Genomic DNA, 11,576 nt, shown 5'->3' on the forward strand with positions numbered 1-11,576 from the left:
ACCGGTATCCGCTCACGGCTGCGCCGGGGTCTCCAGGGCGTACCCGACGCCGTGGACCGTACGGATCCGCTCGGCGCCGATCTTCCGGCGCAGCGCCTTGATGTGGCTGTCGACCGTACGGGTCCCCGACGCGTCGGCCCAGTCCCACACCTCGGCGAGCAGCTGCTCCCGCGAGAGCACCGCCCGCGGGGTCCCGGCCAGGCACACCAGCAGGTCGAACTCCGTCGGCGTCAGGTGCACGTCCTCGGTGTGCACCCGGACCCGGCGCTGCGCGTGGTCGATCTCCAGATCGCCCAGCCGCAGCGTGGCCCCGCGCGGGGCGTGCGCGGCCAGCGTGGCCCGCTCCACGCGCCGCAGCAGTACGTGGACCCGCGCGGCCAACTCGCGCATCGAGAAGGGCTTCGTCATGTAGTCGTCGGCGCCGACCCCGAGGCCGACGAGCATGTCGGTCTCGTCGTCCCGGGCGGTGAGCATCAGCACCGGGACGGGCCGCTGCGCCTGGACCCGGCGGCAGACCTCCAGGCCGTCGAAGCCCGGCAGCATGACGTCCAGGACCAGCAGCTCCGGCAGCCAGCTCTCGGCCGCGGCGACGGCCGCCGGCCCGTCCGCGGCCGTCTGCACCTGGAAGCCCTCGGCGCGCAGCCGGGCCGCGATCGCCTCCGCGATGGTGTGGTCGTCCTCGACGACGAGGACACGGCGTTGCGCGCCCGGGGTGGCCGCGGCGCCGTTGTGGGTGCTGGTGTGTGTCTGTTCCATGTCCCGCCCCTGAAGATCCCGCGTGATAGGGGTGCAGCGTAGAGGAGCCGTTGGGCTCCGGCTATGACGGGTTCGCTGCGCGGGCTCGTTGGGGGTGCCTCTGCCCCCGGGCCTGCGGTTCAAACGCCGGCGGGCTGGAGAATCCAGCCTCGCCGGCGCTGGGGGCGCGGGGCTCCGGGCGGGCTACAGGGTCAGACCGTGGCCGTACGGGAACACCGGGTTCTCCGTGTCGTTCGGGACGTCCGGGCGGGAGGCCGCCACCGCCTCCATGGAGCGCGGGAGTTCGAAGGGCAGCCGCCCCCCGGCGGCCGCCCGGCCGAAGGCCACGTCCAGGAGGGCGGCGTCGGACGCCCCGTAGTCCGCGATCAGCGCGGCCGCCCGCTCCGCGATCTCGGGGATCACTGCGGCCCGCTCCAGATTGATGCAGACCAGGGTCGGGACGGAGTCCAGGAGGGAGAGGATCCGGTCGAGTTCCGCCTCGGGGAAAGCCAGCGAACCCGAGTGGAAGAAGGACTCGAAGACGTTCGTGCGGGGCTCGTGCGGGGTGCGCAGCCGCAGCACCGCCAGGTCCGCCTCGGCCGGGTCGGACACGACGTCCCCGTACGCCGCCGCGACGTCCGCGTCCACGTCCTTGACGTACAGCTTCGGCCGGCCGGACACCGGCAGGGTCCCCCCGGTGTTGGTGAGCACCGTCAGCGAGCGCCGCTGGGCCGCCGCGCCGGCCGCCGCGAAGTCGGCGCGGCCGACCGTCTCGGCGGCCGCGTCCGGGTCCACGTACGGGTTCTCGAACAGGCCGAGGACGAACTTCTCGCGCAGCAGCCGGCGTACGGAGGCGTCGATGCGGGCCTCGGTGACCCGGCCCGAGCGGACCATCTCCACGATGACCGCGGGGCACTGCTCGCCGCCGAACTGGTCCGAGCCCGCCTCCAGCGCGCGGGCCGCCCGCTCGGAGACGCTCAGGTGCTCCAGACCCCAGGCGCGGGCCGGGTGCGGCTCGCCGAAGATCACCGACTCGGTGAGCAGGCCCCAGTCGGTGCACACGATGCCCTGGAAGCCGAGCTCCTCGCGGAGCAGGCCGGTGACGACGCCCTTGTTGAAGCCGAAGCCGACCTCTTCCCAGTCGGTGCCGATGGGCTGGCCGTAGTACGGCATCATCTGCGAGCAGCCGGCCGCGATGGCCGCCTTGAAGGGCTCCAGGTGGTGCTCGCGCATCCCGCCCGGGTAGACCTGCTCCTTGCCGTGCGCGAAGTGCGGGTCCTCGCCGTCCTTCTGCGGGCCGCCGCCGGGGAAGTGCTTGACCATCGCGGAGACCGAGGACGCGCCGAGCGCCTCGCCCTGCAGGCCCCGTACGTACGCCTGGACCAGCTCGCCCGTCAGCTTCGCGTCCGAGCCGAAGGTGCCCGACTGGCGGGCCCAGCGCGGCTCCGTGGCCAGGTCGATCTGCGGGTGCAGGGCGACGCGGAAGCCGACGGAGAGGTACTCGCGCCGCATGATGTCGGCGAACTCGAAGACCAGCTCCGGGTCGCCGATCGCGGCGAGGCCGATGGCCTCGGGCCAGGCCGAGAACGCGCCGGCGTTGAAGGAGGCGCCGACGTTGTCGGTGAAGGAGTGCCGGGGGTCGGTCGACAGGGTCACCGGGATGCCGAGGCGGGTGCCGGCGGCCATCTCCTGGACGGCGTTCTGCCAGGTCGCCATCTCGCGGGCGCCGTAGCTGCCGAGGAGGTTGAAGTGGGTGAGGTGGCGGCCCTCGATCAGCTCGGGGGTGGTGAACGGGAGGATCGAGCCGTCGGTCTCGGTGACCGCAGTGCCGTCCGGGTTCATCATCAGCATCGAGTGGAAGAGCTGGCCGGCCTTCTCCTCCAGGGTCATGCGGGAGAGCAGGTCCTCGACGCGGTCGTCGACGGGGAGGGTGGCGTCGCGGTAGGGGAGGGGGGTGGGGGTGCCGGCGGGGGTGGCCGGGGTGGCCGGGGGCTTCGGGGTGGCCGGGGTGGCCGGGGTGGCGTTCATGGCGGGGCTCCTGGGGAGGTCGGCGCGCGGGAGGACGCGGGGGCGGGGGCCTGTGCGGGGGGTGAGGCGGGGCGGGTTGTGGGGCGGGCCGTCGGGTGGGGTGTGGGGCGGGCCGTCGGGCCGGCCGTCATTTCACCGAGCGGACCAGCTGGACGAGGGCGGCGCCGGTCGCCGCCGCGAGGCCGCCGACGAGGAAGAGGGCGCCGTAGTTGCCTCCTCCGCCGAGGGCGAGGACGAACGGCGCGAGCATCGGGACGAGGGACTGCGGGAGGGCGTTGGCGATGTTGAGCACGCCCATGTCCTTCGCGGCGGTCTCCGGGTCGGGCAGGACGGCGGCGGCGAGCGCCACGTCGACCGCGAGGTACAGGCCTTCGCCGAAGCCGAAGACGGCCACGGCGAAGAGGAACATCCCGAAGGTGCCCGCGGTGGCGATCAGCAGCAGCCCGACGCCGATGACGAAGGCGGAGGCGAGGACGAAGGGCTTGCGGCGGCCGGTGGCGTCGGACAGCCAGCCGCCGGCGAGGGAGCCGGCCACGACGCCGCCGACGGTGACGAGGGTGGTGGTGAACATCTTCGAGGCGACCTCGCCCTCGGCGACCCCGAGGCGGTCCATCAGGAAGTACACCTGGTAGCTGGTCACGCAGGCGATGCCGATGAACACCAGGAACCGGCTCGCGAAGTTCCACGCGTAGTCGGGGTTCCTGCGCGGGTTCACCCAGAAGCTGTGGAGGAACTCCCGCCAGCCGTACGGGGCCACGGACTCGGCGCGGGCCGGCCGGTCGGGCATCACGGCGGCCAGGACGCACACCCCGAGGACGCCGACGAGGGCCGGGACGACGAAGGCCAGCGCCATGTTGTCCGTGAAGAGCTGCGCGAGGAAGCTGCCCGCCACCATCGAGACGGACAGCATCATGCCGACCATGCCGGAGACGCGGCCGCGCTGGTGGTCCGGGATCAGGTCCGGGATGCAGGCGGTGACCATGCACAGCGCGGCGTTGCAGCCGAGCTGCGCGATGGCCCAGCCGATGAGCAGCGTGCCGACACTGGAGCCGAGGCCGACGACGGTCAGCCCCACGGCGGCCACCACCATGCCGCCCACGAGCCAGGGGCGCCGGCGGCCGAACCGGCTGGTCGTGCGGTCGGACAGGGCGCCGAAGAGCGGGTTGCCGACGAGGGCGAGCAGCGCTCCGACGGACAGCACCTTGCCGAGGGCGGCGCCGCGCTCCGCCTCCGGGACGATCTGGGCCACGCGCAGGGCGAGGGTCACGACGATCGGTGTGAAGACGGCGATGCAGACGCCGAGCTGGGCGGCGACCAGGCCGAAGATCAGCTTGGCGGGGGCGTCGGCGGGTATGCCGGCCGGGGCGGTGGCCGGGGCGGTGGCCGGGGCGGCGGCCGGTAGGGCGGGCGGGGTGGCCGGATCGGGGCGGTCGGTGGCGTCGAGTGCGCTTCCGGGGTCCTGCGTGAGCGGCATGGGGGCTCCAACGTCTCCGCGTCGGCCTCGTCGCCGACCGGGCGGTTTCACCGTAGGCGTGAAAACCATGCACCCACTAGGTTTTCACGGAGTGACCTGGATCACTCCCTCGGGATGGCCGGAAACGCTCGGGTTTAGGGTGGTCCGCATGGCACAGGACAAGGGCCGAACGGCCCCCAAGGCGGCGGCCGCCCGGGGCGGGTACGCGGTGGGCGACGCCCGTCGCCAGAAGATCCTCGACACCGCCGTGGAGCACTTCGCGCAGTGGGGCTTCCACGCCTCCTCGCTCGCCCGGATCGCCAACGACTGCGGGATCACCCAGGGCGGCCTGCTCCACCACTTCCGCGGCAAGGAGGACCTGCTCCTCTCGGTCCTGGCGCAGAGCGAGCAGCACGATGTGGAGCGGCTCTTCACCGGCCCCGGCGAGGACGTCCCTCCGGTCGCCACGCACTTCGCCGCGGTGGTCGCCCTCGCCGAGGACAACGCCCGCCGGCCCGGGCTCGTCCGCATGTACAACACGCTGGTCGGGGAGTCCGCGAACCCGGGCCACCCCGCGCACGCCTACTTCCGGCAGCGCTACGAAAGGGTCCTCGGCTACAGCGTCGGCCTGCTGCGGGCGGGCGTCGCGCGCGGAGAGGTGCGGCCGGACACGGACTGCGAGGCCGTCGGCCGCGAGATCATCGCGGTGATGGACGGGTTCCAGATCCAGTGGGTGCTGGACCCGGAGGGCGTGGACATGGCGCTCCTGCTCCGCGGCTACCTGGACCGGCGGCTGCGGGAGATCGCGGTGGCCGGAACGGGGCGGTGACCGCGTCGGTGGCGGCGGCGCGGCGCCTCGGCGGCGCTTCGGGGGATGCCTGGAACGACGCCCCGACGGGCGCCCCGAAGAGCGCCTCGACGGGCGCCCCGAAGAGCGCCTCGACGAGCGCCTCAGCGGGGCTTCCTGCTCAGCGCGGTTCGAACGACGGCAGGGCGCCGAGCACCCCCTCCAGGGGCCGCGGCAGCGTGGTCTGGTCGGCGGCGACCTCGTAGCCGGCGTGCCGGAAGGCGTACGTGAACGCGTCGAAGACCGGTTGGGCGGGCATCGAGATGCGGGGCAGCCGGGGGAAGTCCGCTTGCTGGAGTGCGGTGCGCAGTTTCGCGAGGGCGGCCGCGGAGAGCTTGTCGTGATCGACCGTCTCGGCCTTGGCGTTCAGCCGCAGGAACGATCCGTCACCCTTGATGATCAAGGTGCTGGTCTTTCCGGCCATGCCCCCGCTGCGGGTGACCGTGACGAGGGTCTCGCCGGCGCCGGGCGGCGAGGCGCTGGGCGCGGGGGCGGGCGCGGAGGTGCTGGGCGCCGGCTGCGGTGCGGGACCGGTGGTACCCGTGCCCGGGCTCTGGCCGGCGCTCTGACCGGGGGACGCAGTCCCCGGTCCGCCGTCCGCCGCCGTCCCGGAGGGCGCGCTCGTGGCGCTGCTGGTGCCGCTGCCGCTGCCGGTGCTCGCGCCCGTGCTCGTGCCCGGCTTCGGTGAGGCCCCGTCCTTCGACCCGTCGGAGGAACATCCGCCCAGGGCCGCCGCCACGGCCAGCACCACAGCCGCCGTCGCCCAGCCCACTCGCCCACCACGTGCTCGCACGCCCCACCCCCGCAGGTATCCGGCTCGAACCCCGAGTATGGAGTCAGCACCACCCGCACGGATAGCACCCGGAGGCCGACATCCGCCGCTTCGCCCCCTGGCGCTGGCTGCCGCCGCTCACCGCCCTCGCACTCGGCCTCTGGGGCCTCTCGCGCGGCGGCTCCCTGTGGCGCGACGAGTCCGTCACATGGCAGGTCGCGCACCGCCCGCTCGGGGAACTCTGGGAACTGCTGGGCCAGGTGGACGCCGTCCACGGCCTCTACTACCTGCTGATGCACGGGGTGTTCGCCCTGCTCGCGGCGACGGGCGCCACCGGCGACCTCGCCACCCTGTGGGCCCTGCGCCTCCCCTCGGTGGCCGCCACGGCCCTCGCCGCATCCGGAGTGGCGGCGGTGGCCCACCACCTGGCGAGCGCCCAACGCACCGGAACCGCGCCCCCGGACCGCCACCCCGCACCCCCCGCCGGCCCCGGCCACCCCGAGACCCCTGACCACCCCGGCCGCGCGGCGGGGCCCGACGGGTCGACCGCTCCCGCCCCCCGCGGCGGCTCCGGCGGCCGGGGCGGCCGGGGCCGGTCCGGCGGCTTCGCCCAGTCCGGCCGCGCCGACGGGCTGAGCGGTTCCGACCGCACCGGCCGGTCCAGCGACCTTGGCCGTCTCGACCGCGCGGGCCGCCCCGAGCCGTCGGGCGGGTCCGGGGGCTCCGAACGCCCCGACATGTCGGAGGGGGCGAGCGCTCCCGCCCCCCTCGACGGCTCCGGCGGCCCGGGCGGCCCGGGCCGGTCCGGCGGCTTCGCCCAGTCCGGCCGCACCGACGGGCTGAGCGGTTCCGGCCGCACCGAGCGGCCCGGCGGCCTTGGCCGTCTCGACCGCCCCGGCCGCCCCGAGCCGTCGGGCGGGTCCGAGGGCTCCGAACGCCCCGACATGTCGGACGGGTCGAGAGGGCCCGACCACATGGGTGGCTCCGACGGATCCGACGGGTCCGACGGCTCCGGCGTCCCTGGCCGCCCCGGGCAGTTCGGTGGCCGTGGCCGGCAAGACCGTACTGACTGCTCAGCCGCCCCCGGGCGGGTCGCCCTGTTGGCCGGGGTCGCGTATGCGGTGCTGCCGCCCGTGCAGATGTACGCCCAGGAGGGCCGGTCCTACGCGTTCGTCGCCGCGGCCGTCGTCTGGGCCACGTACCTGATGCTGCGCCGGCGCTGGGTCGCCTACGCCGTGGTGCTCGTGCTGGGGTGCTGGCTGCACGAGTTCGCCGTACTGGCGCTGCCCGCGCACGCGTTCGCCGCGTGGCGCTCGCGCGGCTGGCGGCTCGCCGCCGGGGGCGTGGTGGCCGCGCTGCTGCCGCTCGCCCTGGTCAGCGCGCGGCAGGCGCAGCAGCAGCTGGGCTGGCTCGGGCGGCCGAGCTGGCAGGACTGGGCGGCGTACGGGGTCCTCGTGGCGGCCTCTCTGCTCCTGGCCCGGGGGGCCGCGCGGGAACTCGTACGGGTCGCCCTGCCGCTGGCACTGCTGCCGCCCGGGCTGCTGCTCGCGGTCTCGCTGGTGCACCCCTGGTACGTGGACCGGTACGTCCTCTACGCACTCGCCGGCCTCGCCCTCCTCGTGGGGGCGCGGCTCGCCACGGCGCGGGCGTGGTGGGTCTGGCCGCTGGTCGGGGCCCTGCTCGTGCCCGTCGGGTTCTGGTCCGCGTGGCTGCGTACCCCCGAGAGCCGCAAGGACGACGCGCGGGCCGTGGCGGCGGCCGTACGCGAGATCGCGCGCCCGGGCGACGAGGTGCTGTTCCTCCCCTCGCGGCGGCGCGAATGGCTGCTGTCCTCGCCGGAGGTCTACGGCTCCCTGCGCGACCTCGCCCTGTCCCGCGGCCCGGCGGCTTCGCGGAGCCTCCAGGGCGTGGAGCGGAGCCCGGAGGAGATCCGGGCGGCCCTGCTGGACCCGGCCGTCGACCGGGTGATCGCCCTGCTCGACCCGGCGGGGCAGCCGCTGGACGGCTACCCGGCGGAGGCGGTGAAACGCCAGACGCTGGTCTCCCACTTCGACCTGTGCTCCGTGACGGAGGTACGCGGCGCCCGCGTGGCCCTCTTCGCCAGGCCGGGCTCCTGCCCGTAGCGCGCGTCCGTGTCCACACCCGTGGCCCGCGTCGGCTGGTCGGGCCGCGGCCCGGGTGGACCTGCCGGGGGCCGCGTGCCTCCGGGGTGGATGCGTGGGCGGGAGGCGATGGGCGGCGGGCTGCCCGGCCCGGGCTCCGGTGTGCGTGTCCGCGTGGCCCGCGTTGGCTGGTCGGGCCGGGCTCCGGGGGTGGGCCTGCCAGGGGCTGCTTGCCCCGGGGCTGCGTGCATTGAGGTGCATGCGTGGGCGGGAGTGGGGATGGGCGGCGGGCTGCACGGCCGGGGCTTCGGTATCTGCACCCGTGTGGCCCGCGCCGACCGGGCGGGCCGCGCCCGGGGGCTACCTGCCTCGGGGTGGATGCGTGCGCGGGAGTGGGGATGGGCGGCGGGCAGCCCGATCGGGGCTTCGGTGTCCAAGCCCGTGTGGCCCGTGTTGGCTGGTGGGGGCCGCGCTCCGGGGTGGGTCTGCCGGGGGCTGCCTGCCCGCGGGTCCGCCTGCCTCGGAGTGAATGCTTGGGCGGGAAGGTGATGGGCGGCGGGCTGCTCAGCCAGGGCTTCGGTGTTCGTGTCCGTGTGGCCCGTGTGGCCCGTGTTGGCTGGTCGGGCCGGGCTCCGGGGTGGGCTGGGTCTGCCGGGGGCTGCGGGCCTTCGGGGTGGGTGCGGTCTCGGGAGGCGGGGCGGGGGAGGGAGGATGGGCGGCGGGCCGCCGACCACGCCGGGCCCGCCTACTTCTGCCGGAGGTGCCGTATGGACGCAGCCCGCCAACACCCCCACCCGCACGGCCTGGTGCCGCCCGGTCCGCTCGTCGGTGGGGACTGGCTCGCGGAGCGGCTCGGGACGCCCGGACTCGTCGTCTTCGACGCCTCCGTCGGAGCGCACCGCGACGCGGGCCGGCGGATTCCGGGGGCCCGCCCCTTCGACCTCGACGGCGCCCTGTCCGACCACACCGCCACCGCCCCGCACACCATGCCCGGCCCCGCCGCCTTCGCCGAGGCGATGCGTGCGCTCGGCGTGGACGACGGCAGCACGGTCGTCGCGTACGACGGCGCCGGGATCTACTCCAGCGCCCGCGCCTGGTGGATGCTGCGCAGCATGGGCTTCGACCGGGTCGCCGTCCTCGACGGCGGACTGCCCGCGTGGATCGGCGCGGGCTTGCCGGTGGAGGAGCGCCCGCCGGGGTACGAGGGCCCGCGCGGCTCCTTCGCGGCCCGGCCCCGCGCCGGGCTGGTGGTCGACGCGGCCACCGTGTCGGCGGCGCTGGCCGATCCGGCCGCCGCGGTGCTCGACGCCCGGACCCGCGAACGCTTCGCCGGCACCGCCCCCGAACCCCGCCCGGGTCTGCGCGGCGGGCACATGCCGGGCGCGGTCAGCCTCCCCTTCGGCGAACTCCAGTCATCCGACGGCCTGATGCGGCCCGTCGCCGAACTCCGTACCGCCTTCGGGGCGGTGGCGGGGGAGCGGGAGCGGCTGTACTTCAGCTGTGGCTCCGGGGTCACGGCCTGCGTGCTCGCGCTCGGTGCGGACCTCGCGGGGTACGAGAACCTCGCCGTGTACGACGGCTCCTGGAGCGAGTGGGGCGTGCCGTCCCCGGACAGGCCGGTGGTGCAGGGCAGCTAGCCCGGCCGCCCCCTTCCGGCGCCGGGCGCGAGTTCTGGAGCCCGGCGCCCCGGCGGGCCGCACGCCCCGCCCGAGATCCGGGGCTCCGCCCCCCCGTGGAGCCGCTGGCCGGTGCCGCGCTGCTGCGCGGGGCTGGGTCCCCTAACCGCCCTTCCACCGTTCCCCGGGCGCTGCCCGGACCCGTTGCCGCGTGCGGCGCCGTTGCCGGGGGGCCGGCCCCCGGGCCCCCGCTCCTCAAACGCCGGAGGGGCTGGATGCGGCTCGGTGCCGGATTCTCGCCGGCGGCGGTCACGTCCGGCGGCACCGGCTCGATTCAGCCCCGCCGGCGTTTGAGGAGCGGCGGCCCCGCCCCGAACCCCGCCCCTGGCCCCTGGCGCTGGCACCGGCCCCTGGCCCTGCCCCTGGCACCGGCCCCGGACCCTGGCCCTGGCTCTGGCCTGGCCCTGGACCTCAGCCCCTGGCCCTGGCGTGGCCCCGGCCCCGGCCCTGGCCCCTGGCCCCTGCCCCGGACCCAGCCCCGGACCCTGGACCCCGGCCCCTGGCCCCTGCCCCGGACCCGGCCCCTGGCCCTGGATCCCGCCCGTGGCCCTGGTCTCGACCCCTGGGTCCGGCCCCGGACCCGGACTCGGGATCCCGGCCCTGGCCCTGGTCCCGGCCCCTGGCATCGGCATCGGCACCCGACCCTCGCACCCGACCCTGGTACCGACCCCGGCCCCGGCCCCGGCCCCTGGCCTGGTCTGGGCCTGGAGCCGGCCCCGGACCCCGGCCCGGCCCCTGGCAGCGACCCCTGCCCCTGCCCTGGCCCCGGACCCTGGATCCCGGCCCCGGCCCCGGCCCCTGGCACCGGCCCCTGGCACCGGCACCGGCACCGGATCCTGGCCTGGTATGGGCCTGGAGCCGGCCCCGGACCCCGGCCCCGGACGCCCAGTACCCGGGCCGCGGGGACCTGGAGTACCGTCACGCGGGCCATCGCCACCCGGGCCTGCCCCCCCAGCAGGCCCCCGCCCCCGTCCGCCGCCGGGGGGTAACCCCACCCCCGATCCGGGCACACGCCCCATGCCCCCGCAGCCACCGCGCGGGCACGATCGGCGGTATGACCACGAAGACGCGTACGCGCGGCACCAGGGCCACCGTCACCTTCACCTCCACCACCACCGCCAGGTACGCCGCCGCGGCCCTCGCCGCGGGGCTGCTGCTGACGGGCTGTTCCGTCGGCGCGCTCGTCACCCGCGGGGGTCCGGAGAAGACCGCGAGCGCCGATGCCACGGTGGGCGGCGCCGTCACCGCGGTCGACGTGGCGGACGCGGGCAGCGGATCCATCGAGGTGGTCGCCGGTTCCGGCCCGGGCGTCACCGTCCGCCGTACGGTCCACTACCACGGCGACACCGTGCCCGAGCCCGCCCAGCGGCTGTCCGGCGGCGTGCTGACGCTCTCCCACGGCAGTTGCTCCGGCCGCTGTTCCATCGACTACCGGCTGGAGGTGCCCGCCTCCGCCACGGTCACCGCCGGGAGCAGCAGTGGCCGCGTCACGGTGGCGGGGGTGGCCGCCGCCGACGTCAGGACGTCCTCCGGCTCGGTCCGGGCGGACCGGATCGCCGGCCCGCTGAAGATCCGTACGTCCTCGGGCTCGATCGCGGCCGAGAACCTCGCCGGCCCTGACGCGGACGCCCGATCCGACTCCGGCGACATCCGCCTGGCCTTCGCGAAGACACCGTCCTCGGTCGCCGTGGAGACCAGCTCGGGCGACGCCAGGGTGAAGGTTCCCGCGGCCCCGTACGCCCTCGACGTCTCCAGCACGTCCGGAGAGCGCAGCATCACCGTCCCCGCGGACCCGTCCGCGACCGCCCGGCTCGCCGTACGGACATCCTCAGGCGACATCACCGTCTCGGAGGCGTGAGCCGCCGCGTCCCGCGGGCCGGCGCCCGTCCGGATGCGGGGCTTCGGCGACCTGCCAGTCCTCGAACGGCCTCGTACGGAACATCCCCCGGTACGTCGGGCAGGT

8 protein-coding genes are annotated in these 11,576 nt (G+C 75.8%); 4 read left to right on the plus strand and 4 right to left on the minus strand.

Annotated features, from left to right (window positions below; all coding sequences use genetic code 11):
- Window positions 1-12: 12 nt before the first annotated feature.
- The 3 genes from ACWCP2_RS22190 to ACWCP2_RS22200 all read right to left on the minus strand — a co-directional run bounded on the left by ACWCP2_RS22190 (window position 13) and on the right by ACWCP2_RS22200 (window position 4,237).
- Complete coding sequence (locus ACWCP2_RS22190; protein ID WP_450910298.1) at window positions 13-756, minus strand: response regulator transcription factor; 744 nt, start codon at window positions 754-756, stop codon at window positions 13-15.
- A gap of 183 nt (window positions 757-939) precedes the next feature.
- Complete coding sequence (locus tag ACWCP2_RS22195) at window positions 940-2,763, minus strand: glycoside hydrolase family 3 protein (protein ID WP_450910299.1); 1,824 nt, start codon at window positions 2,761-2,763, stop codon at window positions 940-942.
- A gap of 127 nt (window positions 2,764-2,890) precedes the next feature.
- Window positions 2,891-4,237: an MFS transporter gene (locus ACWCP2_RS22200; RefSeq protein WP_450910300.1), complete on the minus strand. Its 1,347-nt coding sequence runs from the start codon at window positions 4,235-4,237 to the stop codon at window positions 2,891-2,893.
- A gap of 148 nt (window positions 4,238-4,385) precedes the next feature.
- Between ACWCP2_RS22200 and ACWCP2_RS22205 the strand changes: the two genes are divergently transcribed.
- Window positions 4,386-5,045, plus strand: a complete 660-nt coding sequence (locus ACWCP2_RS22205) for a TetR/AcrR family transcriptional regulator (RefSeq protein ID WP_450910301.1) — start codon at window positions 4,386-4,388, stop codon at window positions 5,043-5,045.
- Window positions 5,046-5,184: 139 nt separating this feature from the next.
- Here ACWCP2_RS22205 and ACWCP2_RS22210 read toward each other — a convergent pair whose 3' ends face one another.
- Complete coding sequence (locus ACWCP2_RS22210; RefSeq protein ID WP_450910302.1) at window positions 5,185-5,835, minus strand: hypothetical protein; 651 nt, start codon at window positions 5,833-5,835, stop codon at window positions 5,185-5,187.
- Window positions 5,836-6,095: 260 nt separating this feature from the next.
- Between ACWCP2_RS22210 and ACWCP2_RS22215 the strand changes: the two genes are divergently transcribed.
- The 3 genes from ACWCP2_RS22215 (at window position 6,096) to ACWCP2_RS22225 (ending at window position 11,471) form a co-directional block, all read left to right on the plus strand.
- Window positions 6,096-7,958 carry a hypothetical protein gene (locus ACWCP2_RS22215; protein WP_450910303.1) on the plus strand — a complete coding sequence of 621 codons (1,863 nt, stop codon included), beginning with the start codon at window positions 6,096-6,098 and terminating at the stop codon, window positions 7,956-7,958.
- Between the two features lie 746 nt (window positions 7,959-8,704).
- Window positions 8,705-9,574, plus strand: a complete 870-nt coding sequence (locus tag ACWCP2_RS22220) for a sulfurtransferase (RefSeq protein WP_450910304.1) — start codon at window positions 8,705-8,707, stop codon at window positions 9,572-9,574.
- 1,093 nt (window positions 9,575-10,667) lie between these two features.
- A complete protein-coding gene (locus ACWCP2_RS22225) occupies window positions 10,668-11,471 on the plus strand; it encodes a DUF4097 family beta strand repeat-containing protein (protein ID WP_450910305.1) in 804 nt (267 codons plus the stop codon).
- Window positions 11,472-11,576: the final 105 nt, after the last annotated feature.

Source organism: Streptomyces sp. NPDC002104, from assembly GCF_053593795.1.

Excerpts from the sequence above, each read along its gene's own strand:
- ACWCP2_RS22205 (WP_450910301.1), top strand. The coding sequence starts at position 4,386 with ATGGCACAGGACAAGGGCCGAACGGCCCCCAAGGCGGCGGCCGCCCGG.
- ACWCP2_RS22195 (WP_450910299.1), bottom strand. The coding sequence starts at position 2,763 with ATGAACGCCACCCCGGCCACCCCGGCCACCCCGAAGCCCCCGGCCACC.
- ACWCP2_RS22190 (WP_450910298.1), bottom strand. The coding sequence starts at position 756 with ATGGAACAGACACACACCAGCACCCACAACGGCGCCGCGGCCACCCCG.
- ACWCP2_RS22220 (WP_450910304.1), top strand. The coding sequence starts at position 8,705 with ATGGACGCAGCCCGCCAACACCCCCACCCGCACGGCCTGGTGCCGCCC.
- ACWCP2_RS22200 (WP_450910300.1), bottom strand. The coding sequence starts at position 4,237 with ATGCCGCTCACGCAGGACCCCGGAAGCGCACTCGACGCCACCGACCGC.
- ACWCP2_RS22225 (WP_450910305.1), top strand. The coding sequence starts at position 10,668 with ATGACCACGAAGACGCGTACGCGCGGCACCAGGGCCACCGTCACCTTC.